We start from the raw sequence: 22,379 nt of genomic DNA, 5'->3' as shown, positions 1-22,379 counted from the left end.
GGGCGTGGATGCCGGGTACGGCCGGATGGCTAGAAGGGTGGCGGTTCGTCGGCGATCTTCGGAGGCGGCGGATCGAGCAGTGGCTCCGGTTTGGTCGAGTAGGTGCGGCCGGTGGGGGTGGTGACCGTGAGATCGGCCGTTCTTGGGTCGAACTCGAAGGCCCAGCCGGGCTCGTCTTTCAAGCCGTGGTGGTGGCGGCACAGGCAGCACAGGTTGTGCTCACAGGTGTCCCCATTGTCTGACCACGCCGTGCAATGGTCCGCGTCGCAGCGTTGCGCGGGGCGGTTGCAGCCCGGTGCCCGGCAGGTGCGGTCGCGGACCCGGACTAGTTCGGCCAAGTCCGCCGGTGGTCGGTAGCGGGTGCGGCCGATATCCCGGACAGTGCCTGATACGGGATCGGTCAGGACTTTCCGCCACACCGAACCGGGTTGGTTCATGATCTGGCGCCCGATCTCACCGGGGATCGGGCCGTGGCCGACCAGTTCGCAGCCGTCGTCGCGGATACCGAGGGCGGTGTCGAGCGGGATATGGATGAACACCTGGGCCGCCAAGCCTTCCCAACCCTTACCGAGGAGCAATTCCGCCAGCACATCAGCTCGAAGCTGGTCCAGCGTGCGAACCTCATCGCCACCACGAAGCTTCCGCGCCAACATGTCGATCCGGGCATACACGGCGGTCGCGATCTCGACCGGGAGATACGCCCAGAGTGAGGCCATCGCATCAGGCTCGTGGTGCAACTCGACCCGCCGCTGCTTCCTGCGGGCTTCAGCCCGCGCCTGCTGGCCTTCGGGATCGAGGGCCGCGACAACGCGAGTGACCGTTTTCCTCCAGTTGCTGGGATTCTTTTCACCGATCCGCGCCGACAGAATCTCATCCGCCTGACGGGCTAAATCGTCCGACAATACCGCCACGCCATCAAAGGCTTGACGCGCCTTTTCGATATCCAACTCGCCCTCGGTCATCGCCGCCAGCAAACACGGCATCCGGGACACCAGCGCTTTCGCCAAGGCCACTCGGGTCGCGGTCGTTTCACGGGACAGCCGCAGCTCCGGCGCCAGCTCGTCGGCGACCCACCGCGCACCACCACGGGCCCGGCTGACCTGCGCGATCGCGCGGGCTTGCACCGCCTGCATGCGACAGATCGCCCGCCGAGCCGAGATCACTACACCCACCGCCTGCGACACATCGAGCTGCTCAATCGACGCCGCATTCATCGACGACAACCAATCCGGCGGTAACATACTGAAATCAACATACAACATGCGAACCCCCGTAGTTTCGAATGTACCTCCATAATACCGCCGAACCCCGACAAAAACCGCCAGAGGACAAACACGAAAGAGGGAAAAGCGCATGCCTTTATCGTCACTGGCCGAGGTGGCCGTTGCTGTTGAGCCAGGCGCGGGTCCGGTCCATGCCCTCGGCGAGGTCGATCGCCGGCCGGTAGCCGAGCAGGCTGGTGGCCTTGCCGATGGCGTAGGTGCCGGTGCGGGCCAGGTAGTGCACCGCGTTCGGGGTGGTTTCGACGTCAATTCCGCGAAGCCGGCCCGTGCGTTCGAGGATTCCGGCCAGGCTGGACACGATGCGAGTCGGCGCGGTCGGTACTCGGCGCCGGCCGAGCATGCCGGCGTAGTGGTCGAAGAACTCGCTCGTGGTGACGCCGATGCCGTCGCTGATGGTCAGCACCTGGCCGGCGGTCGCCGCCGAGCTCGCCGCGGCGGTGAGGCCGTCGACGAGGTTGTCGATGTAGACCGGGCTGAAGATCCCGTTGCCGTGTGCGGGAAGGATGAGCTGCCGCCGGCGCAGCTGGTGCACCGGGATCAGCGTCCAGGGTTTGGAGCCGGGGCCGTAGACGTCGCCCGGTCTGATGATGGTGGCGGAGATCTTGCCCTCCGCGTGCGCCTGCAGGACCACCTGCTCACCGGCGATCTTGGTGTCCACGTAGGGGACTCCGCCGGGCCGGACCGGATGGTCCTCGGTGACCTGGTCGGGAAAGTCGTTGCCGAAAACGGTGACCGAGGACAGGTGCACGATCCGGGACGCTCCACCTCGGATCGCCGCGTCGAGCACCCGCCGGGTGCCGAGGGTGTTGACGCGCCAGAACGCGTCCATGCCCGAACGCATCGACACCATCGCCGCGGTGTGCACGACCACGTCGGCACCGGCCGCGTGCCGCTGCCAGTCCCCGGCCTCGGCGATGTCACCGGCGACCACGTCCAGTCCGGGATCGGCCAGCACGTCGACGCCGCGGACCTCGGCGCCCGCGGCCCGGTAGCGCTCCAGGACGGTCCGGCCGATGAAGCCCAGCGCGCCGGTGACGAAGACCCGCCTCGGCTCGGTCATGGGTTTCCTTCCGCACGGGCGGGTCGGGGTCGCGCAATGGGGTCGCACAATGATGCGGTCCGGAAGCGAGTTCGCTTCCGGACCGCACCTTTCCACGCGAGGGGCCGCCGAGGTGGACTCAGGGACCAGCCCGGGACGCTAGGAGTCCGGGCTGTCGCCCCGGCGGGTCCTCCGGCGTGGAGATCGTGACCACCGGCGCGGAGTCAGAACTTTCCGCAGTTGCTGGTGGCCGGCTTGCCGGCGAAGCGGTCGGCCAGCCAGTTTGCGGCGTTGCCAGAGGCGATCGGGGCGGCGATGGCGTGGGAGAAGACCGGCGAGAAGGAGATGAGATCCTTGAACTCGACGTTCGCGCCCTTGCCGCACCAGTCCTTGGCCATCTGCTTGCCCTGCCCGTAAGGCACGATGTCGTCAACCGGGCTGTGCTCGACCTGCACCGGGGCGGTGGGCTTGAGGTTGCCGATCTTCTGGTCTGCGACCACCGACTTGAAGGGCTCCTCGCCGAGGTAGTCCGACACCGGCCTGCCGTCCTTGGTCAGCGTTTTGGTCTGCTTGAAGGGGAACTGGAGGATCGCACCCATGGTGCAGGTCTTGCGGGCCTCCTCGAACACCTTCTTGCCCTCTTCGTTGGCCAGGTCCGTCGCGATCTTCGTCTCGGGGTAGGCGGCGTTGATGCCGACCAGCGCGTAACCGAGGAATCCGACGGCGTAGGCACCGTCCAGGCTCTTCGCGAGCACGCCGAGGTCGGCCGGCGGTGCGCCCGCGTAGGCGCCCTTCAGGTTGAGCTCGGGGGCGTACTCGGGTGCCAGCTCCGCGGCGGCGGCAGAGGCGCCACCACCCTGGGAGTAGCCGGCGATGCCGACCGGCGAGTCCTTGGACAACCCCGATTCGGGCAGCCGCTGGGCCGCGCGGATCACGTCGAGCGTGGCGTGCGCCTCCGCGCGGCGCATCACGTAGGTGTGGTCCCCGGGGGTGCCAAGACCTTCGTAGTCGGTCTGCGCTACCGCGAAACCCTTCTGCAGCAAGGCGTTGATGAACATCACCTGGAAGGCGCCGGCAACGTCGCCGCCACCTTCACCGGCGATCGTCTTCGACGGCGCGCACTGGTCGCCGAGGCCGGCGGTGAACACGGGGTAGGCCACGATCGGCCGCGGTCCTGGCCCGGCCCACGGGGTGTTCGGCACGGCCACCGTGCCGGTCACCGGGATCTGCTTGTCCTTGCTGTCCCGCGTCAGGTACATGATGCGGGTGGCCTTGGCATTGTCCAATTTGGACGCCTGGGACTTGATCACATCCCCGTTCTGCCCGGCGGGCAGCGGCGAGGGCGGGGTGTAGAACGCCTCGTCCGCTTGCGCGGAGGAGGCACCGACGGTCAGCGCGACCGCGGCGGTGAGCACGGCGGCCAGCGAGGCTGACGTTGTTCTTCCGATGCGATGGCGACCGGATAACCGCATGTTCATCTCCGTTGAGTGTCACTTTCGAACGTACTTAGGACAAGGAGAGTAAAGATATCCAACTCGGCTTTCGCAGGTGAGTTTTGAGCAGCGGGATCGAACTTGTCAAGCTTGCGCGCCGGTGTGCGAAAAAATGGCACCAAGGTACGAGGATGGCCGGCGTTCGTTGGCATCTGCGCTCAGGGTTGCCGGAAATGCTCACCGGAGTACTGGTCCACTGTGCACGCATTGGATCCGAAGTGAGTCATTCTTGGCGGCTCCATCAATCGCGGGAACCATCTTGACAATCTGTCATGTCTGTTCGATGATCTTTATCGTCAACCATGGCTTTCGAAGGCCAATAGTCATCCATTTCGTATCATTCTTCAAAGGAGAAGCGGTCAGGCTTCGGAGCCGTCGAGTTCGTCGCGGAAGACCTCGAACGTGCGATCGAGCAGGGTGACGGCGACGGCGGTGATCTGTTCGATCGCGACCGCCTGGTCGCCGAGTGCCCAGTCGACCAGCACCTCGGTGAGCCCGCCGGCGAAGATCATCGCGGCCAGCGACAGCCGCTCCCCGGGCTGGGTGCCCAGTTGCCCGCCCGCGATGCCGACGATGACCTGGGCGAACTCGCGCATGACTCCGCGCCGCCGCAGCTCGAGCGCCGGGCTGACCCCGACCACCTCGATGAAGATCACCCGCGCCCGCCGCGGATCATCGGCGACGGTGCGGACGAACGTGCCGACCCCGGCCGTGGCCAGTGCCCGGACGGTCGGCTCCGAGGTGGTCAGCGCGGTGAGGGTGGCGTGGCGGACCAGGTTGATCTGCTCGTCGTAGACGGCGGTCAGCAGGTCCTCGCGGTCGGTGAACGACTCGTAGAAGTACCGCTCGGTCAGCCCCGCCTGCACGCACACCTGCTTCACCGACACCGCCGCGTACCCGGCCGTGCCGAACAGTTCCAACCCGGCGGCCAGCAGCCGCACCCGCCGGTCGGCCTGCCGCTCGCTCGCGTTCTGCCCCCGATAGCGGCGAGAGCGTGGCGATGGGTCGTCGGTCATGGAGCTTCTCCTGGTCGGGGGTCGTGTTCGGGACCTCTGTAGACGGTACCGATCCGGTGGCCGGCGATGCGCCGCCCGATGCCGGGGAAGAACCGCTGTGCGGTGACCAGAAGGCGCGTTCGCGCGCCGGGGATGATGAGGTCGCGGTCGCGGTCGATGCCGCGGAGCGTTTCCCTGGCGACCTGGTCGAGGCCGAGTTTCGGGAGGAGCGACGCGTGCGCCCGGTTCTCCGGCGTCCGGGACCGGTTGAGCGCTTCCACCATCGGCGAGTCGAACTCGCCGGGGCAGACCAGCTGGACGCGGACGCCCTGCGGCCGCAGTTCGTGGCGCAGCGCCTCGGAGAACCCGACGAGCGCGTGCTTCGCCGCGCAGTACGGCGTATACCCGAAGGCGCCGATGAGGCCCGCCACCGAGGCGATGTTCACGATGCGTCCGCGACGGGCCTTCAGCTCGGGGAGTGCGGCCCGGACGGCGTTGTACACGCCGAAGAAGTTGACGTCCATCACCTCGCGGAAGTCCGCGGCCGCGAGGTGCTCGAAGTAACCCTCGCGCGCGATACCGGCGGAGTTGATCAGCAGGTCGATGCCGCCGGCCTCGGCGGTGATCCCGGCGAACGCGCGTGCCAGTGCGGCGCGGTCGCTGACATCGACCGCGCTCGTGCGCACCTCGGCCGACCGCGCGGCCTTGCGGACGGTGGCCGCGGCTTCTTCGAGCCGTTCGGGGTCACGTGCCACGAGCGTGGTGTGCGTGCCCCGGGACGCGAGGCGGACGGCCAGTTCGAGACCGAGCCCGGACGAACCACCGGTGATCACTGCCTGCAGGTCGCTCATGCGTTTCCTCCTGCTGGTTGGGCCGGGCCTGGAGCGCTACTGCTGGCCAACGGTAGCCGTGCCAGTGGATGGGTCCGGGGTGCGGTCGACGGGGTGGCCGTTCTTCCAGATCGCCGAGATCTCCCGCAGCGCGGTGACGTCCTCGGCCGGGTTTCCGTTGACCAGCAGCAGGTCCGCGCGGAGCCCGGTGGCGATGCGGCCCCGGTCGGTGAGCCGGTATTTCTCGGCAGGGGTGGCGGTGGCCGCGGTCAGTGCCTGTGCCGGGGACATGCCCGCGCGCACGAGGTAGCAGAGTTCGGCCAGCATGGTGGCGCCGTGCGCGCAGGAGCCGACGCCCGCGTCGGTGCCCGCGATGATCGGCACCCCGGCCGCGTGCAGCCGGCGCAGGTTCGCCAGTTCGCCCTCGGGCTGGCCCGGTGGGCAGTTGGGCGTGTTCTTCAGCGCCGCGAGCTGCGCGGCGGACAGGTACGGCCGAACCCGCGCGTCGTTCAGCAACTCCTCGGCGCCGAGGCCGCAGTCGAAAGTGGACAGGGTCGTGGTGATGAAGGCGCCGCCGCGGCGGATGGCCTGGATGAACGCGTCGTCGACCGGGTTGAGGAACATGTGGGCCAGGCCGTCGGCCCCGGCGTGCACCGCGGTCTTGGCCTGCTCGAGTTCGGTGGCGTGCACGATCGCCATCCGCCCGCGGCGGTGCGCGGCCGCGATGACCGCGTGGAGCTGTCCGGGAGTCAGGGTCGGCGACGGCAGGCCGAAGATCTCGCCGTTCTCGTAGAAGACCTTGAGGTAGTCGGATCCTTCCCGGAACCGGTCGGCGACGAACTGGTCCGGGTCGTCCTCGGTGCCCAGCTTCGGCGTTACCGGCAACTCGGGGTCGTCCTCGGGAAGCCCGCCCGGCACCTTGACGCCCCAGCCGGCCGACCACAGGTCCGCCAGGTCGGTACGGCCCAGCGACTCGCGCCGCCGCCTGGCCGCGGCGATCACTTCGGGCTCGCCGTGCAGGTCCAGTTCGGTGGTGACGCCGAGGCGCAGCGCGTCGCGGAGGTCGCCCGCGGTGTACGGCTCGGAGTGCCGGTGCCCGTCGATCAGGCCGGGTAGCACGGTCTTGCCGCGCCCGTCGTGCACCGGAGTTCCGGGTGGTGCGGCGGCCCGGCCGATCGCGGCGATCCGGCCGTCGACCACCAGCACCGAGCCGGTGCCGGTCACCCGGACCCCGTCGAAGATCCGGGCGCCGCGGATGAGAAACGTGTTGGACGGGTCAGCAGCCATGATCGCCAGCATCACCGGGCACCGGCCCGGCCGTGGGGCCGATGTCCGGAATTCTGCGCGGCGTGTCCGACCGCCGGACTCAGTCCAGGACCGCGGTGGCCTCCACCTCGATCATGAGGTCGGGCTCGGCCAGTGCGACTACGCCGATCCCGGTGAACGGCGGGAGCGGGGTGACGCCCAGCTTCGCCGACGCCCTGGCGACCCCGTCCAGGAACAGGGGCATCTTGTCGGGCGTCCAGTCGACCAGGTACACGGTCAGTTTCGCCACGTTGTCGAAGGAGCCGCCAACCTCGGCCAGCGCGGTGGCGACGTTGAGGTAGCACTGCTCGACCTGGGCGGCGAAGTCGCCTTCGCCGACCTTGCCGCCCTCGGCGTCGCGGGCGACCTGGCCGGCGATGAACACCAGCTTCGACCCGGTGGCGACCGACACCTGCCGGTAGAGGTCGATCTTCGGCAGTCCTTCGGGGTTAACCAGGGTGATGGCCATGCTGACTCCTTGTCGTGAGCGGTCTGCCAATACTATAGCGTTGAAATGCTATGTATCGTGGTGTCATGGCGAGGCCGAAGGATCCGGCGGTTCGCACCCTGCTCATCGAACGGGCCGCGCAGATGCTCCGCACGCGCGAGCCCATCACCCTGCGCTCGCTGGTGGCCGGGACCTGCGTGTCGACGATGGCCGTCTACACCTACTTCGGCGGCATGGACGGCGTGTGGAAGGCGTTGCGGCAGGAAGGTTTCACCCGCCTCGGGGCCAGGTTCGCGACGGTGACCACGTCCGCGGATCCGGTCCGCGACCTGGCCGCACTGGTCGCTGCCTACTTCCAGCACGCGCTGGAGCATCCCGACCTGTACCGGGTCATGTTCGACGCGAACTTCGACCTCGAAGACGCCAAGGCTGCCGACGGCACCCTCGAGTACCTGGTCCAAGCCGTCGCGCGGGGGAAGAAGGTCAAGCGCTTCCGCGCCGACGTCGACCCGCTGGAACTGGCGACCCAGAGCTGGGCCATCGGCCATGGGCTGGTCTCCCTCGTCGCCACCGGCCCGCTGCCGCGCCAGACGCTCGAGCACGGTGGCCCGATGCTGACCGCGCTGCTCGTCAGTGCCGGGGACCGGCCCGAAAGCTGCCGGGTCTCGGTCGAGCGGGGCTGGGAGTCCTCTTAGGACTGTGCCGGCTCGTTCTCACCCACTTGGTGCATAACGCGAGCCGATACCGGCCGAACGAACCTACCGGGGCTGAACCGGACCGCAGAGAATAGGTCTAGTCCATTCATGAGGTGCGTTCGACGATCGTCAAGGGAGACGGCAATGACCCTGCTTCGCAGAGTGGGGGTGGTGGCCGGCGCGTTCTGCCTGCTGCCGCTGCTGCTCACCACCGTCACCACCAGCACCGCCTACGCGCACGGTTCGATGGGAAACCCGGTCAGCAGGATCTACAACTGCCTGCAGGAAGGACCGGAGGAGCCGCGGTCCGCTGCGTGCAAGGCGGCCGTCGAGGTCGGCGAGAGCTGGCCGGTCTACGACTGGGACGAGGTGAACCAGCCGAACGCGAACGGCAGGCACCGCGAAATCATCCCGGACGGCAAGCTGTGCAGCGCCGGACGCGACAAGTACAAGGGCTTCGACCTCCCGCGGGCCGACTGGCGGGCGACCAACCTGCCCAGCGGCGGCAGCTACACCCTGCGCTACAAGTACACCGCCCCGCACCCCGGCACCTTCGAGCTGTACCTGACCAGGGACGGTTACGACCCCACGCAGCCGCTGAAATGGTCCGATCTGGACGCGAAGCCGTTCTACCAGCAGCTCAACCCGCCGACTTCCGGTGGCGACTACCTGCTCAACGCGCAGCTGCCAGCCGGGAAGACCGGCCGGCACCTGATCTACGCCATCTGGCAACGGCATCTGCCCGACAGCGCCGAGGCGTTCTACTCCTGCTCGGACGTCGTGTTCGGCGGCTGAACCCGCCAGGTCCTACACGTTGATGGTGGCGTAGGTGTCCATGCCGTAGTTCGTGGCGTAGGCGTTCTCGACCCCGACCAGAAGCTCGACCACCTCGAAGTAGCGATCCCAGAAGGAGGTCTCACGCAGCGCCTCGACGAGGAGCTGGTACGCCTGATGATCGCGGGCTTCCCACACCCACACGTCGGTCACGCGGGCCGAGTAGAACTCCGTGTCGAAGAAGCGGGACCGGACGCCCTTCGCCTTGTCCGTGATCGCCGGGAGGATCTCGGTCTTGAACACCGCCACCCGCTCCTCGACCGACAGGCCGAGCCACTCGGGTGTGGTCTTCACCAGCATGAAAGCCGTCACGCCGGGTTCAAAGGTCTCTTCAGGCATTGTCTTTCCCTTTCCGGTGATTTGTCAGCAGCGACTGCAGGACCACGAGCGCACCGAGTACCAGCACGGTCACGCCGATCACCCGCAGCCCGGTGTCCGTGCCCGAGACGAACGCGGCGATGACGTCGTGGGCGCGGCCGGGCGTGGTCGTGGCGAGTGCCTGTGCGACGGTGTGCGGATCTTGGCCGGCGCGGATGTCCGGCGGGAGCGCGGCGACGAACTGCGCGGTGAACACCGTGCCGATCACGGCGACCCCGAGTGCGCTGCCGAACTCGCGGGTGGTGGCCTGCAGCCCGGTGCCGACCCCGGCCTTGGCCGGCGGCAGCGAGCCCGCGATGACCCCGGAGAGCGTCGGTAAGGCGAGTGTCACGCCGATTCCGGTCACGACGAGCCAGGCGGCGTATCCGGCGTACGGGGTCTGCGTGTCGCTTGTGGACAGTCCGAGCAGTCCAGCGCCGACGAACAGGAACGCCAGCGCGATGGTGGCGTCGAGGCCGATGCGCTCTTTCAGGTGACCGACGTGCCGTCCGCCGAAGAGCAGCGGAACCGTCAGCGGGATGAGCCCGAGACCGGTCCACAGCACGCTGAATCCCTTGCCGTACTGGAGGAACGACGCGTTGACGTAGAACAGCGCGAACATGCCGAAGAAGACCGCGGTCATGCCGAGGCAGGCGCTGCGCAGGCCCGCGATGCGGAACAACCGGGGATCGAGCAGCGGGTGCTCGACCTTCAGCTCGACCAGCGTCCACACCGCGAACAGCACCGCGGAGCAGACGAAGCCGCCGACCACGACCGCGCTGCCCCAGCCCGCTTCCGGGCCTTCGACGATGCCGAGCAGCAGCGCGACCGACGCGCCGACGAGCAACCCCGCGCCGAGCCAGTCGAGGCGGCGGTCGTGGCGCGGCGACACCGGCGCGGTACGGGCCACGAGCGCGGCGAGGATCAGCGAAATCGGCACGGCGGCGGCGAGCAGCCAGCGCCACGATCCGCCGGACAGGACCGCCCCGCCGCCCACGTTGCCGACGACCCCGCCGATCCCGGTCATCGATGCCCAGGTCGCGATCGTCGCACCCCTGCGTTCGGCGGGGACGGCGTGCAGCAGCACGGCGAGCGTGTTGGGCAGCACCGCGGCGGCACCGGCACCCGTGATCGCCCTGCCGGCCAGCAGCACGGGCACGTTCGGTGCCACCGCCGACATCAGCGCGCCCGCCGCGAACAGCACCAGGCCGGCCAGCAGCACCCCCTTGCGCCCGAAGCGATCGCCCGCGGCGCCGCCGGGGATCACCAGGCAGGCGAAGAAGATCACGTAGGTGTCCACGATCCAGACCAGTGCCGACGCGGACGGGTGCAGCGCGCTCGCGGCCAGCATCGGGACGGCGAGGTTGACCGCGGCGACCATCCCGACGACGAGGGCGACGCAGGCACACATGACGGCGAGCAGGCCGCGCTGCGAGACCGGCCGGTCTCGCGACGCCGGGGCGTGCCCGCGGATCAGGACGTTCAATGGCATGACCACGACGTTAAGGAGGTCGATACCCTGCGTGCCACGCAACTTAGGCAATAGCTATTTGCGTAGAATGCAACTATGGCTGACCAGATCGACCTGAACCTCCTGCGCGTGTTCGACGCGCTGCTCCAAGAAGGCAGCGTCACCGCGGCGTCCGAGCGCCTGCATCTGTCCATCCCCGCAACCAGCCGGGCCCTCGGCCGGTTGCGGCGGGGCGATGGACGACCCGATCCTGGTACGCGCCGGCCGCGGCATGGCTCCCACCCCCTTCGCGCTGCGAACCGCCCCGCGGGTGCGGTCGCTGCTCGACGAAGCGTCCGCATTGATCAGCGCGGACCGCGAAGTCACCGCCGCCGAGCTCAAGCGCACCTTCACGATTCGCATCAACGACGGCCTGGCCACCACGCTGGTGACCGCGGCGGTCGAAGCCACTTCGATCGCCCCTGGCGTGGTTCTGCGCTTCGTCGCCGAAGGCAGCGAAAGCGTCGAAGCCCTTCGTGACGGCTCGGTCGATCTGGACATCGGTGCCGGCGACATCGCGGCTCCCGACATCCGGACAGCGCCGCTGTACCGCGAACGAATCGTCGGCATCGTCCGTGCCGACAGCCCGCTGGGCCGGCGCCGCCGCCCGACTTTGGCGCAACTGTGCCAGCATCCGCACGTCTCGGCCTCCCGCCGCGGACGCGCACGCGGGCCGCTCGACGATGCGCTCGACGCCGCGGGCCTGCAACGCCAGGTCGCCGCCGTCGTTCCCAGCCACGCCGTCGCCGCGCTGCTGGTCGCTTCGAGCAATTACGTCGGACTCGTCCCGCAACGCCTCGCCGAACAGCACGGCCCGGCGCTCGGCATCCGCTGGTTCCCGATCGCCGCCGCCCTCCCGGAAATCGACGTGCGCTTGCTCTGGCACGCCCGGCTCGACGCCGACCCGGCGCAGCGCTGGCTACGCGATACTCTCCGCGGCGCCCTCCTACCGTGATCTTGGATATGATTTGGTCAGGGGGGATAAGTGGTCGAACCAGTCATCGAGTCAGGTCCGGTGGTGCGGCCGCGCGCGAAACCGATGGTGACGTTGGTCGGCGGTTCGCTGGTGCGGTGGGTGCTGGCCCGGTTCAAGGGTGCCGACCGGACGGGCACGGCCATCCTGCACACCGCGGATCCGCAGCGGGCGATGATCGTGTTCGCGGCGATGGAGGTGCTGGTGACGCCGCTGGTGGGGAGGCTGCTGCCCGGGGTGTGGCAGCTCGTGCACCTGGTCGTGGAGGTGCTGGTCGTCGGAGTCTATTTAGGACTCGCCGCCTGCTGGCGAATCCACCCGCACCTGCTGGACGACCGGTCCCTGCTGCTGCGAACCGGCACCTTCGGCGACGTAGCCATCCCGCTCACCGCGATCGAGGCTGTCCGCCGGGACGAGCGGGCCGCCGGTGGTTATGGAATCCGCGGAGTGGCGGACGAGCAGGAGACCCTGGCCTGTTCGGTGACCTCGCAGACGAACGTCGTGATCGACCTGGTGCGGTCGTATCCCTTCCAGGCCAAGGACGGCGTGCTCTCAGCGCGGCACATCCGGTTCAGCGTCAACGAGCCCGGCGACTTCACCCGGCTGCTGGGCAAGGCCCTGAGCTGACGCCACGATCCCGTCGGGTCAGTAACGCGGCCGCCGCGCCGCGCGGGTCATCCGGGCTGCGAGCGTGCGGGCGATGTGGCCGGCGTCCCGGCCGACGCCGTGCAGGGTGGCGGACAGGATCGTGCGCTGGTACTCCAGGCCGAGGTAGGCGAGCCCGCGCTGGGTCCGGGACAGACCGAACCGCTGTTCGGGCAGCCCGGTCTCGTCGAGCACCCCGAGCGGGCGGAGGTAGTCGAGTGCGGGGCGGTACCCGGTGGCGAGGATGACCGTGTCGACGTGCTCGGCGTCTCCGGTCGGCCACCGCAGGGAACTGTCGCGCGCACCGGTGAAGAGCTCCCTGCGGTCGGGGCGGCCGGCTTCGATCGCGGCGCGGTAGCCGCCGGTGTCGAGCACCGGCACGCTGCCGTGGCCGAACAGGGGCCCCGCCGGAATGCGGGACGCGGCGGCCAGCACCGACCAGAACCGGGACCCGCCGGGCACCGGTTCGCTGGTGGCGTACCGGACCGGGGTACGACTGGCCAGGCTGACCCGCGCGTGCTCGGCCAGCTCCACCGCGATCTGCACGGCCGAGTTGCCCGATCCCACCACGACCACCCGCTGACCGGCGAACGGCGCGGGGCGGTGGTAGTCGGCCGCGTGCAGCACCGTTCCGGTGTAGCCGGCCAGGCCGGGCAGTTCGGGGCGGTGGGGCGAGTCGAAGCTCCCGGTGGCGGCGACCACGGCCGCGCCGGTGAACTCGGCACCCTGCTCGGTCCGCGCCAGGTAGCCCCCTGCGGTGCGGGTGACCGTGACGACCCGCTGGCCGGTGTGCATCGCGCAGTCCAGGGCCGCGGCGCGGGCACGCAGGTAGTCGGCCACCTCGTCACGGGTCGGGTAGCGCTCCGGGTCGCCGGGAAAAGGCAGCCCTGGCAACGTGTTGAAGTGCGCCGGGGTGAACAGTCGCAGGCTGTCGTAGTAGCGCGGCCACGACCCGGCGGTGTCCTGGCCCGCCTCCAGCACCACCGGCCGCAGCCCACTGGCCAGCAGCGCCCCGGCCGCCGCGATCCCGGACTGGCCCGCTCCCACCACGATCACCGATCTCATCCGGCACATTCTGGACAACACGCGATCAACCGGACAATCGAATATGCCGCGGTGGGGTCAGGGCAGTTCGGATTCGAGGCGGCGCTGCAGTTCGCCGAGGGTCTCGCGGGCGAGGTCGAGCCTTTCCGAGTCGAGCCCTTCGGTGGTGCGCAGCGCCAGCTGGGTGTAGGCCGCCTGCATCCTGCGCAGTGCGGTGCGACCGGTCGGGGTGACTTCGAGCAGCTTGGCCCGCTGGTGCGCGGGGTTGGGCCGATAGCGGGCGAGTTCGTCCTCGACGAGGAGGTCCGCGACGCGCTGGACGCTCTGGCGCGTGTGGCCGAGCTGGCAGGCGATGGCCCCGACCGGGGCAGCTTCGTCTTCGACCTCGGCGAGGACCTGCCAGCGCGCCAGGCTCTGGCCGGTGGGTCGGGCGATGCCGTTGCCGATCGCCTCGACGACGTTGGCGAGCCTGCCGACCTGGTCGATCAGTGCGGCGTAGGCATCGCAGGCTTGATCTCCACTCTTGACAGCATGCTGTCGTATCGCTAGCTTGTCGGACATGACAGAATACTGTCATGTGGCGCTTCGGCCCGCAACAGGCGAACCAGGAGAACCGAATGCCTTCCGCACCCCGTCCACTCCGGATCTCGCGTGACATCGTCATCGCCGCACCGCCGTCCGCGGTGTTCTCGGTGCTCGCCAATCCCCACCGCCACGCCGAATTCGACGGTTCGGGCACCGTGCAGAACACGGTCTCGGGACCGGACCGGCTGGGCATGGGCGACACCTTCAAAACAGCCATGAAGCTGTTCGGCGTGCACTACCGGATCGTCAACACGGTCGTCGAGTTCGAGGCGGATCGGCGCATCGCGTGGTGCCACCCCGGCAAGCACCGCTGGCGCTACGAACTCGAAGAGGTCGACGGCGGCACGCGGGTGATCGAGACCTGCGATCTGTCCACCTCGCCGGTGCGCGGACTGCTCGTGCGCACGCCGTGGCCCCGCTGGAATGCCGAGGGCATCGAGAAGACCTTGCCGCGGCTCAAGGCGCTGGCCGAGAACGTCGCCCGAACAACGGCCTGACGCCGCACGCACTGCACAACCGAGGAGAACCGAATGCCGTCCGCACCCAGCCCATTCCGGATCGACGTCCCCGAATCAGATCTCGTGGACCTCGCGGAGCGACTGGACCGCACCCGCTGGCCCGACGAGCTGCCCGGGGCCGGTTGGTCCTACGGCGTCAACAAGGCGTGGCTGCGAGATCTGGCCGACCACTGGCGTGCGGGTTACGACTGGCGGGCGCACGAGGCCGCGCTGAACGCGCACCCGCAGTTCACCGTCGAGCTCGACGGGCAGAACCTCCACTTCCTGCACGTCCGTTCCCCCGAGCCGGACGCGACGCCGCTGATCATCACGCACGGGTGGCCCAGCACGATCGCCGACTTCCACGCGATCCTCGGACCGCTGACCGATCCCCGCGCACACGGCGGCGATCCGGCCGACGCCTTTCACGTCGTCGCCCCATCGCTGCCCGGTTACGCTTTCTCCGGCCCGACCCACGAGCGCGGCTGGGGCGTCAACCGCACCGCCCGCGCCTGGGCTCAGCTGATGAGCAACCTGGGGTACGAGCGCTACGCGGTCCAGGGCGGGGATTTCGGCAGTCTCATCGCACCCGAACTGGGGCGGGTTGCCGGTGCACGGGTGCTCGGCGTCCACGTCAACGCGTTGGCGTTCGCCGCCTGGCCCATGTCCCCCGATGAGCTCGAGCCGCTCAGCGAAGCGGACCGCGAACGCGGGCTCGACCACGAGCGCTGGTGGTACGGGCGCTCGGGCTACCTGCACGAGATGAGCACCCGCCCGCAGACGATCGCCTACGCGCTCAACGATTCGCCGGTCGGGCAGCTCGCCTGGAACCTGGAGTGGTTCGTCGACTACGACCCCACGCAGACCAAGCAGACCCCCGTCGACCGGGACGCGATCCTGACCAACGTCACCATCTTCTGGCTGACCAGGACCGCGGGCTCGGCGGCACGCCTCTACTTCGAGGCCGGAGCCGAGCTGACGGCGGGGAGGCCGTCGCCATCGGGGGTTCCGACGGCGGTGGCGAACTTCCCCGGGGACAACGCTATTCAGGATCTGGCTCGACTGTCCAATGTGGTCACGCGCTGGCGGGAGTACGACCAGGGCGGGCACTTCCCCGCCCTGCAGGCGCCGGAGGTGCTCATCGCCGACATCCGGGAGTTCTTCCGCTCCCTTCCTGGCAAGCCCTGACTCGGGCTTGACCCAACCGCAGAGAGGCATCGCTGTGCAGATCGGCATCGGACTTCCGAATCAGGTACGCAACGTCACCGCGTCAACCATTCCACGCTGGGCGGCGCGGGCTGAGGAAGCCGGGTTCTCCACCCTCGCCACGACCGGGCGCTACGCGTACCCGGGCGTGAGCGACACCGTCGCGCTGGCGGCCGCGGCGGGAGCGACCAGCACGATCGGACTGCTCAGCGCGGTCCTGCTGGCCCCGGCGTGGCCCGGCGCCTTGCTGGCCAAGGAAATCGCGGGTATCGACGGTGTCTCCGGCGGCCGTCTCACGCTCGGCGTCGGGGTCGGGTCGCGCGAGGACGAGTTCACCGTGCCCGGGCACGGGCTGCCCGGTCGCGGTGCGCGGTTGGAATCCGACCTGGCGACCTACCGCGAGGTCTGGGGAGGCGAGCCGGTCGGCAACGGGCCGAACCCGGCGGTGCCGGCGGGGACCCGGCAAGTTCCCCTGCTGTTCGGCGGGTACTCCGCCCGCACGCTGCACCGCATGGTGCGCTGGGGCGAGGGCTACCTCGGCGGTTCGCTGCCGACGGCCATGACGGCGCCGAGCTTCGAGGCGGCGAGACGAGCCTGGCGGGAGGCAGGCCGCCAGGGAGCCCCGAAACTCGTCGTGCTCGCCTACTTCGCACTGGGCGACACCGAGGCCGGACGGGCGAACGTCCAGGACTTCTACCGGCTGGCCCCCGAGGAGATCGCCACCAACGCGGTGCTCTGCACCACCGGGGAGATGATCGAGCAGTCCGTCGCGGAGTACACCGACCTCGGTGTCGACGAGATCATCTTCGTGCCCGCCACGGACGACCTCGACGAAGTCACCCGGCTCGCCGACCTCGTCCCCTGAACCGATTCCTTCCCGGCTCGTCCGGGGTCTATCCGTCATGATCAGAACGACAAGGGACCCCAACCGCGAGCTGTGGGAGGCGCAGGCACGCGGTGAGCAGGGCCCAGCCTGGGAGACACTGGCCACCGAGCCGGACGGCGTTGACGTCGAGGCGGTGGACGCGCCGGCCGGCCTGTGGCTGCGTCCGCCGGCTGCCGCGGCCGGGCCGGTGATACTGGCGATCCACGGAGGCGGCTTCGTGAGCGGATCGGCGACCACTCATCGCCGGATGTTCGGCCACCTGGCACGAGCTGCCGGAGTGAGCACGTTCGCCGTCGAATACGGACTCGTGCCCGAGCACGTGTTCCCCAGTCAGCTCGACACCGTGACGGCGGCCTACCGGTGGCTGCTCGGCAGCGGAGCCGGTCCGATCGGCGTGGCCGGCGACTCCTGCGGCGCGATGCTGGCGCTCGGCCTCGCGGTACGTGCCAGGGAGGAAGATCTGCCGATGCCGGTGTCGTTGCTGCTGCTCTCGGCATGGACCGATCTCGACGCCGACGGTACCTCCTACGACACGGGCAGCGACCCGTTCTTCAGCCGGGAGCTGGTCCGCGGGCTGGCGGCCGGCTACCTGGCCGGGGCGGACCCGCATGACCCGCTGGCGGCGCCGACGGATGCCGATCCGCGGGGACTGCCGCCGACCTATTTTCAGGTCGGTGCCCAGGAGGCGCTGCTGGACGACAGCAGGCGGCTGGCGCAGCGGATGCGGGCCGCCGGCGTCGAGGTCCGTCTCGACGAATTCCCGGACCAGGTCCACACGTTCCAGATGGCGGCCGGTCGCACGACCGTGGCCGATGACGCGATCAGGGAGGCGGGATCGTGGCTGCGGTCGACACTGGTCCGGTGACGGATTTCGAGCGGGTGGCTGGCCCGCTGCGCGGCGAGCTGCTGGCGCACAGCTATCGGATGCTCGGGTCGTGGCATGAGGCCGAGGACGCGGTCCAGGAGACCTACCTGCGTGGCTGGCGCGCCTGGGACGGCTTCGAAGAACGGTCTTCGGTCCGGACGTGGCTGCACCGCATCGCGACGAACGTGTGCCTCAACGCCACCCGGGACCGCGGCCGGCGCGCCCTGCCATCGGGTATCGGCGCACCCACCGACGACCTGGCCGGTCAACCGGACGTGCTGCCCCCGGAGACGTGGCTCGAGCCGTTCCCCGGCGACCGCGCCGACCTGCGGCTGGCGTTGATCGCCGCGATGCAGACGCTGCCGCCCGTCCAACGGGCCGTGCTGCTGCTGCGCGACGTGCTGGCGTTCCCGGCCGCCGAGGTCGCCGAGATGCTGGAAATGTCCGTCGCCGCGGTGAAGAGCAGCCTGCAACGTGCCCGTGCCAAGCTGGCCGACGTCGACTTCGGCCTCGACGACGTGGTCGAGCCCAGCTCCCCGCAGGCGCGGCGGTTGCTCGACGCGTACGTGACCGCGTTCGAGACGGCGGACGTCAATGCCCTGACCACCGCGCTCCGTGCGGATGCCACGCTGGAGCTGCTGCCGAACCGAGCGTGGGTCGCGGGCATGGCCGCCTGTTCCCGGGTATTCGCCGCATCGGTAGGTCACCCTGGCGACTGGCGGATGGACCGCGTGACCGTCAACGGCCAGCCCGGCGTCGCCGCGTACCTGCACGGGGAACCGTTCGGCATCGCGGTGCTCGACGTTCGCCGGGACGGCATCGCCGGGGTGACCGTCTTCGGTGACCCTGCGCTCGTCGGACGCCTCGAACTCAGCGGCGCAGGGCGGTTTCCCGCTCCATGCGCGACAGCTTCTCGGGATTGCGCACGGCGTAGAGCCCGGTGATGAGGCCGTCGTCGAGGCGCACCGCCATGACCGTGTCGACCTCGCCGTCCAGCCGGAAGATCAGTGCCGGGTAGCCGTTGACCTCTGCCGGGTGCAGTGACCGGGTGGCGACGAGGGTGGCCATCCCGGTGGCCAGCACGCGGGCGACCCGGTCGGCTCCCACCACGGGTTTCGGGATGGCCTGCACGACTCCGCCGCCGTCACCCATCATCACGACCTCCGGTGCGAGGATGTCGAGCAGGTGCTGCAGGTCGCCCGTTTCGACAGCCCGCTGGAACGCCTGGAGCGCGTCCCGGGTTTCGGCCGCGGACACGATCCCGCGCGGCCGGCGTGCCGCGACGTGCTCGCGCGCGCGGTGCGCGATCTGGCGGACCGCGGCCGTGCTCTTGCCGACCGCTTCGGCGATCTCGTCGTAGCCGAGCGCGAAGACCTCGCGCAGGACGAACACCGCCCGCTCGGTCGGCTGAAGCGTCTCCAGCACCAGCATCACCGCCATCGAGACGCTGTCCGCCAGCTCGACGTCCTCGGCCACGTCGGGCGCGGTGAGCAGTGGTTCGGGCAGCCACGGGCCGACGTAGGACTCCTTGCGGCGGCCGAGCGTGCGCAGCCGGCCGAGCGCCTGGCGGGTGGTGATCCGGACCAGGTAGGCCCGCTGGTTCTGCACGGTGCCGAGGTCAACGCCCGACCACCGCAGCCAGGTCTCCTGGAGGACGTCCTCCGCGTCGGCGGCCGAGCCGAGCATTTCGTACGCGACCGTGAACAGCAGGTTGCGGTGGGTGAGGAACGCCTCGGTGGCGGCGTCCGGGCGGTCGTCCTGGCCGGCCATGGGTGGCTCCCCTTCGCTCTCGGCTGTCTCACCCCACCAGACACCGGGCCCCGTCGTTCTGTGACACCGGGATGGTGTGCCACTGGTCACGAAGCCGCGCTGTCACAGGGCTCGGGTGGCCGGCATCTGGTGTTCGTCCAGTGCAGCAGCACCCCACACCACAAGTGAGGACGAAGTCATGGAAGCCCGATTCAACCTGTTCGAGAACGAGCTCGCGGCCAAGTTCGGCAGGCGGTTCGCCAACACCAGCATGGTGATCGCCCAGTCGACACTGCCGAAGTCCACCCAGGAGCTGGTGTCGCTGCGCGCCAGCCAGATCAACGGCTGCGGTTTCTGCACCGACATGCACACCAAGGACGCCGCGGCCGCCGGTGAGACCGCGGTCCGGCTCAACCTGGTCGCCACCTGGCGCGAGGCCATCGTGTTCACCGAGGCCGAGCGGGCCGCGCTGGCACTGGCCGAGGAGGGCACCCGGCTGGCCGATCACCACAAGGGAGTGTCCGACGAGACCTGGGCCCAGGTGCGCAAGCACTACGACGACGACCAGATCGCGGCGCTGGTCTCCCAGGTCGCCCTGATCAACGCGGCCAACCGGCTCAACGTGATCGTGCGCAACCCGGCGGGTTCCTACGAGGCGGGCATGTTCGACGCCATGACGAGCTGAGCGGCGGCCGGACCCCGGCCCGGAGGTACGCGATCCGGGCCGGGAGCTCGACCGGTCAACGCCACATTCTCGGATCGTGCGTGGGGTCGGGATACATGGGCGGGCAGCCATGCTCGATCGCCTCGGGGCGCAGTTCGTAGTGCCATGGCTCGTTGCGGTAGATCTGGCACAGTCCGTACCTGGCGCCATGCTCCGACAGCCACGCCGTGGCATCGGAGGATCCGATGTCGACCGCGTCCCCCAGCACGTGCGCGGACGTTTCCGCGGTGGCCACCCACCGGGCGGCCTCCTCTTCGGATCCGTACTTGGAAACCGCTTTGCGCCGAATCTGATGCTGATATTCCGGGGAACGCCAGCCGCTATTGACGAAGAACTCGACCCCGTCGGCCGCGGCATCGGTCGCGGCCTGACGCAGGGCACCGAGAAGAGCCGGATCAAGATTGGCCACGGCCGGAATCCCGTCATCGAAGACCTTCACCCCGGCAGGGACGGCGCCATCGGCTTCGCCAAGCGCACCACGTTGCCGGATGCGATTCAGGGCTGTTGTTCGTACTGATTCACTGCGGGTCATGCCTCCAGCCAAGGCAAGGTGGTGTTGTCAGCACGTATCCGGTTTCCGGTATGCCGACGATATGCACCGGCTCGTAGCATCGGGAGCATGCGTGTGCTGATCGTCGAGGACGAGCCCTACATGGCAGAGGCCATTCGCGATGGGTTGCGGCTGGAAGCGATCGCGGCCGACATCGCCGGTGACGGCGACACCGCTCTGGAGCTGCTGAGCATCAACGCCTACGCCATCGCCGTCCTCGACCGCGACATTCCCGGGCCCTCCGGTGACGAGATCGCCGAAAGCATCGTCGCCTCCGGCAGCGGCATGCCGATCCTGATGCTGACCGCCGCCGACCGGCTAGACGACAAGGCCACCGGGTTCGGGCTCGGCGCGGACGACTACCTCACCAAGCCGTTCGAGCTGCAAGAGCTCGTGCTCAGGCTCAGAGCACTCGACCGCAGGCGCGCGCACAACCGGCCGCCGGTGCGGGAGATCGCCGGCCTGCGGCTGGATCCGTTCCGCCGCGAGGTCTACCGGGACGGCCGCTATGTCGCGCTGACCAGGAAGCAGTTCGCCGTGCTCGAAGTCCTGATCGCCGCCGACGGCGGTGTCGTCAGCGCCGAAGACCTGCTGGAGCGGGCCTGGGACGAGAACGCGGACCCCTTCACCAACGCCGTGCGCATCACGGTCTCGGCACTGCGCAAACGGCTCGGCGAACCCTGGGTGATCGCCACGGTGCCCGGCGTCGGGTACCGCATCGACCCTGGCGATGAACGTGGCTAGGGCACCTGGCCTGAGCGTTCGCCTCAAACTCACCCTCAGCTACGCGGGGTTCCTCATGGTCACGGGCGCCCTGCTGCTCGCGACGGTGTGGGTGTTCCTGCTGCGTTACGTACCCGAGGTGATCGTCACCCCGCGGCGCGACTCGCTCGATGCGCCAGGGGCGCCCGGTCCGATGTTCGTACCCGACCGCTCCGACCTGCTGGCCGCCTTCGGCCCGAAGGTGGCCGCGGTGCTGGCCGTCCTGCTGATCTTCGGCCTGCTGGGCGGCTGGATCCTCGCCGGCAGCATGCTCGCGCCGCTGACCCGCCTCACCAATGCCACCCGCCTGGCCGCGAACGGATCGCTCTCCCACCGGATCCAGTTGGAAGGCCGCAAGGACGAGTTCCGCGAACTCGCCGACGCCTTCGACACGATGCTCGCCCGGCTCGAAGCACACGTCGCCGAACAGCGGAGGTTCGCCGCCAACGCCTCGCACGAGCTGCGCACCCCGCTGGCGATCTCGCAGACCCTGCTCGACGTCGCCCGCAACGATCCGAACCGGAACCCCGGCGAACTCGTCGAACGCCTGCACGCCGTCAACGCCAGGGCGATCGACCTCACCGAAGCATTGCTCCTGCTCAGCCGCGCCGACCAAAGGTCCTTCAGCCGAGAACAGGTCGACCTGTCCTTGATCGCGGAAGAAGCCACCGAAACACTGCTCCCGCTCGCGGAAAAGCACGGCGTCACCATCGAGACCTCCGGCGACATCAGCCCCACCATCGGGTCGCAAGCGCTCCTGTTGCAGCTGACCACGAACCTCGTGCACAACGCGATCATGCACAACCTGTCCGCGGAGGGGGCGGTCTGGGTGAGCACCGCCGTGCACGCCGAGTCCGTCATGCTCTCTGTCGAGAACACCGGCGAGAAGCTCACGCCGCAGCTGGTTTTCACGCTTGCCGAGCCGTTTCAGCGCGGCTCCACCCGCATCCGGAACCACCACGCGGGCGTCGGTCTCGGCCTGGCGATCGTGAAGAGCATCACCCAGGCACACGGCGGCACCCTCTCCCTCACCCGCCGGGCCGCCGGGGGACTTCGCGTCACGGTGCAACTGCCCGCCGCGGCACCGCACCCCGGCGGCTGACG

At 69.2% G+C, this 22,379-nt stretch carries 24 protein-coding genes and 1 pseudogene; 12 read left to right on the top strand and 13 right to left on the bottom strand.

Features of this window, described 5'->3' with window-relative positions; all coding sequences use genetic code 11:
- Positions 1 to 29 precede the first annotated feature (29 nt).
- The 7 genes from AMYNI_RS48025 to AMYNI_RS0108960 all read right to left on the bottom strand — a co-directional run bounded on the left by AMYNI_RS48025 (position 30) and on the right by AMYNI_RS0108960 (position 7,414).
- Positions 30 to 1,262: an HNH endonuclease signature motif containing protein gene (locus AMYNI_RS48025; protein ID WP_020667673.1), complete on the bottom strand. Its 1,233-nt coding sequence runs from the start codon at positions 1,260 to 1,262 to the stop codon at positions 30 to 32.
- A 103-nt stretch (positions 1,263 to 1,365) separates the two neighbouring features.
- Entirely contained in the window at positions 1,366 to 2,343 is a 978-nt protein-coding gene (locus tag AMYNI_RS0108985; RefSeq protein ID WP_020667672.1) for an NAD-dependent epimerase/dehydratase family protein, read from the bottom strand.
- Positions 2,344 to 2,546: 203 nt separating this feature from the next.
- Positions 2,547 to 3,794 (bottom strand): lipase family protein, encoded by a 1,248-nt coding sequence (locus AMYNI_RS0108980; RefSeq protein ID WP_026360219.1) that lies wholly within the window; start codon positions 3,792 to 3,794, stop codon positions 2,547 to 2,549.
- A gap of 380 nt (positions 3,795 to 4,174) precedes the next feature.
- Positions 4,175 to 4,831 carry a TetR/AcrR family transcriptional regulator gene (locus AMYNI_RS0108975; RefSeq protein ID WP_020667670.1) on the bottom strand — a complete coding sequence of 219 codons (657 nt, stop codon included), beginning with the start codon at positions 4,829 to 4,831 and terminating at the stop codon, positions 4,175 to 4,177.
- Positions 4,828 to 5,661 carry an SDR family NAD(P)-dependent oxidoreductase gene (locus AMYNI_RS44145; RefSeq protein ID WP_020667669.1) on the bottom strand — a complete coding sequence of 278 codons (834 nt, stop codon included), beginning with the start codon at positions 5,659 to 5,661 and terminating at the stop codon, positions 4,828 to 4,830. The genes AMYNI_RS0108975 and AMYNI_RS44145 overlap by 4 nt, the downstream gene beginning before the upstream one ends.
- 36 nt (positions 5,662 to 5,697) lie before the next feature.
- On the bottom strand, positions 5,698 to 6,927 hold the full coding sequence (locus AMYNI_RS0108965) for an amidohydrolase family protein (protein ID WP_040406715.1): 1,230 nt from the start codon (positions 6,925 to 6,927) through the stop codon (positions 5,698 to 5,700).
- A gap of 79 nt (positions 6,928 to 7,006) precedes the next feature.
- On the bottom strand, positions 7,007 to 7,414 hold the full coding sequence (locus tag AMYNI_RS0108960) for a RidA family protein (protein WP_020667667.1): 408 nt from the start codon (positions 7,412 to 7,414) through the stop codon (positions 7,007 to 7,009).
- Positions 7,415 to 7,479: 65 nt separating this feature from the next.
- Between AMYNI_RS0108960 and AMYNI_RS0108955 the strand changes: the two genes are divergently transcribed.
- Both AMYNI_RS0108955 and AMYNI_RS0108950 read left to right on the top strand, forming a co-directional pair.
- Complete coding sequence (locus AMYNI_RS0108955) at positions 7,480 to 8,088, top strand: TetR/AcrR family transcriptional regulator (RefSeq protein WP_020667666.1); 609 nt, start codon at positions 7,480 to 7,482, stop codon at positions 8,086 to 8,088.
- Between the two features lie 144 nt (positions 8,089 to 8,232).
- Positions 8,233 to 8,883, top strand: coding sequence for a lytic polysaccharide monooxygenase auxiliary activity family 9 protein (locus AMYNI_RS0108950; protein ID WP_020667665.1), 651 nt, complete (start codon positions 8,233 to 8,235; stop codon positions 8,881 to 8,883).
- A 12-nt stretch (positions 8,884 to 8,895) separates the two neighbouring features.
- On the opposite strand, the gene AMYNI_RS0108945 is transcribed toward AMYNI_RS0108950, so the two are convergent.
- Together AMYNI_RS0108945 and AMYNI_RS0108940 are read right to left on the bottom strand one after the other, a co-directional pair.
- Positions 8,896 to 9,261 carry a darcynin family protein gene (locus tag AMYNI_RS0108945; protein WP_020667664.1) on the bottom strand — a complete coding sequence of 122 codons (366 nt, stop codon included), beginning with the start codon at positions 9,259 to 9,261 and terminating at the stop codon, positions 8,896 to 8,898.
- Entirely contained in the window at positions 9,254 to 10,690 is a 1,437-nt protein-coding gene (locus AMYNI_RS0108940; protein ID WP_157357929.1) for an MFS transporter, read from the bottom strand. The genes AMYNI_RS0108945 and AMYNI_RS0108940 overlap by 8 nt, the downstream gene beginning before the upstream one ends.
- Positions 10,691 to 10,846: 156 nt before the next feature.
- Here AMYNI_RS0108940 and AMYNI_RS44140 point away from each other — a divergent pair.
- Both AMYNI_RS44140 and AMYNI_RS0108930 read left to right on the top strand, forming a co-directional pair.
- Positions 10,847 to 11,744, top strand: a pseudogene (locus AMYNI_RS44140) (LysR family transcriptional regulator).
- 30 nt (positions 11,745 to 11,774) lie between these two features.
- Complete coding sequence (locus AMYNI_RS0108930; protein WP_026360215.1) at positions 11,775 to 12,389, top strand: hypothetical protein; 615 nt, start codon at positions 11,775 to 11,777, stop codon at positions 12,387 to 12,389.
- A gap of 18 nt (positions 12,390 to 12,407) precedes the next feature.
- On the opposite strand, the gene AMYNI_RS44135 is transcribed toward AMYNI_RS0108930, so the two are convergent.
- Both AMYNI_RS44135 and AMYNI_RS0108920 read right to left on the bottom strand, forming a co-directional pair.
- Entirely contained in the window at positions 12,408 to 13,472 is a 1,065-nt protein-coding gene (locus AMYNI_RS44135) for a flavin-containing monooxygenase (RefSeq protein WP_020667660.1), read from the bottom strand.
- 57 nt (positions 13,473 to 13,529) lie between these two features.
- Positions 13,530 to 14,012, bottom strand: a complete 483-nt coding sequence (locus tag AMYNI_RS0108920; RefSeq protein ID WP_020667659.1) for a MarR family winged helix-turn-helix transcriptional regulator — start codon at positions 14,010 to 14,012, stop codon at positions 13,530 to 13,532.
- 56 nt (positions 14,013 to 14,068) lie between these two features.
- Here AMYNI_RS0108920 and AMYNI_RS0108915 point away from each other — a divergent pair, with 56 nt between their 5' ends.
- The 5 genes from AMYNI_RS0108915 to AMYNI_RS0108895 are packed head-to-tail and all read left to right on the top strand — an operon-like array spanning position 14,069 to position 18,434.
- Entirely contained in the window at positions 14,069 to 14,533 is a 465-nt protein-coding gene (locus tag AMYNI_RS0108915) for an SRPBCC family protein (RefSeq protein ID WP_040406714.1), read from the top strand.
- Between the two features lie 33 nt (positions 14,534 to 14,566).
- Complete coding sequence (locus AMYNI_RS0108910) at positions 14,567 to 15,721, top strand: epoxide hydrolase family protein (RefSeq protein WP_020667657.1); 1,155 nt, start codon at positions 14,567 to 14,569, stop codon at positions 15,719 to 15,721.
- Positions 15,722 to 15,755: 34 nt separating this feature from the next.
- Complete coding sequence (locus tag AMYNI_RS0108905) at positions 15,756 to 16,604, top strand: LLM class flavin-dependent oxidoreductase (RefSeq protein ID WP_020667656.1); 849 nt, start codon at positions 15,756 to 15,758, stop codon at positions 16,602 to 16,604.
- Between the two features lie 37 nt (positions 16,605 to 16,641).
- Positions 16,642 to 17,490: an alpha/beta hydrolase gene (locus AMYNI_RS0108900; RefSeq protein WP_020667655.1), complete on the top strand. Its 849-nt coding sequence runs from the start codon at positions 16,642 to 16,644 to the stop codon at positions 17,488 to 17,490.
- Positions 17,487 to 18,434 carry an RNA polymerase subunit sigma-70 gene (locus tag AMYNI_RS0108895; protein ID WP_157357308.1) on the top strand — a complete coding sequence of 316 codons (948 nt, stop codon included), beginning with the start codon at positions 17,487 to 17,489 and terminating at the stop codon, positions 18,432 to 18,434. The genes AMYNI_RS0108900 and AMYNI_RS0108895 overlap by 4 nt, the downstream gene beginning before the upstream one ends.
- On the opposite strand, the gene AMYNI_RS0108890 is transcribed toward AMYNI_RS0108895, so the two are convergent.
- On the bottom strand, positions 18,361 to 19,260 hold the full coding sequence (locus AMYNI_RS0108890; RefSeq protein ID WP_020667653.1) for an RNA polymerase sigma-70 factor: 900 nt from the start codon (positions 19,258 to 19,260) through the stop codon (positions 18,361 to 18,363). The two genes, AMYNI_RS0108895 and AMYNI_RS0108890, sit on opposite strands and share 74 nt — an antisense overlap.
- A 178-nt stretch (positions 19,261 to 19,438) precedes the next feature.
- On the opposite strand from AMYNI_RS0108890, the gene AMYNI_RS0108885 reads away from it, so the two are divergent.
- Positions 19,439 to 19,924, top strand: a complete 486-nt coding sequence (locus AMYNI_RS0108885) for a carboxymuconolactone decarboxylase family protein (protein ID WP_020667652.1) — start codon at positions 19,439 to 19,441, stop codon at positions 19,922 to 19,924.
- Between the two features lie 55 nt (positions 19,925 to 19,979).
- Here the strand turns inward: AMYNI_RS0108885 and AMYNI_RS0108880 are convergent, their stop codons facing one another.
- Entirely contained in the window at positions 19,980 to 20,495 is a 516-nt protein-coding gene (locus AMYNI_RS0108880) for a M15 family metallopeptidase (protein WP_026360213.1), read from the bottom strand.
- 87 nt (positions 20,496 to 20,582) lie between these two features.
- Between AMYNI_RS0108880 and vanR-Sc the strand changes: the two genes are divergently transcribed.
- Positions 20,583 to 21,257 carry a VanSc-type vancomycin resistance response regulator transcription factor VanR gene (gene vanR-Sc, locus AMYNI_RS0108875; protein ID WP_020667650.1) on the top strand — a complete coding sequence of 225 codons (675 nt, stop codon included), beginning with the start codon at positions 20,583 to 20,585 and terminating at the stop codon, positions 21,255 to 21,257.
- Complete coding sequence (locus tag AMYNI_RS0108870) at positions 21,250 to 22,377, top strand: sensor histidine kinase (protein ID WP_026360212.1); 1,128 nt, start codon at positions 21,250 to 21,252, stop codon at positions 22,375 to 22,377. Before vanR-Sc ends, AMYNI_RS0108870 begins: the two co-directional genes overlap by 8 nt.
- The last annotated feature ends 2 nt before the right edge of the window (positions 22,378 to 22,379 follow it).

Source organism: Amycolatopsis nigrescens CSC17Ta-90 (assembly GCF_000384315.1).
Lineage (GTDB): Bacteria > Actinomycetota > Actinomycetes > Mycobacteriales > Pseudonocardiaceae > Amycolatopsis > Amycolatopsis nigrescens.
This window is presented reverse-complemented; position numbering and strand designations above follow the sequence as displayed.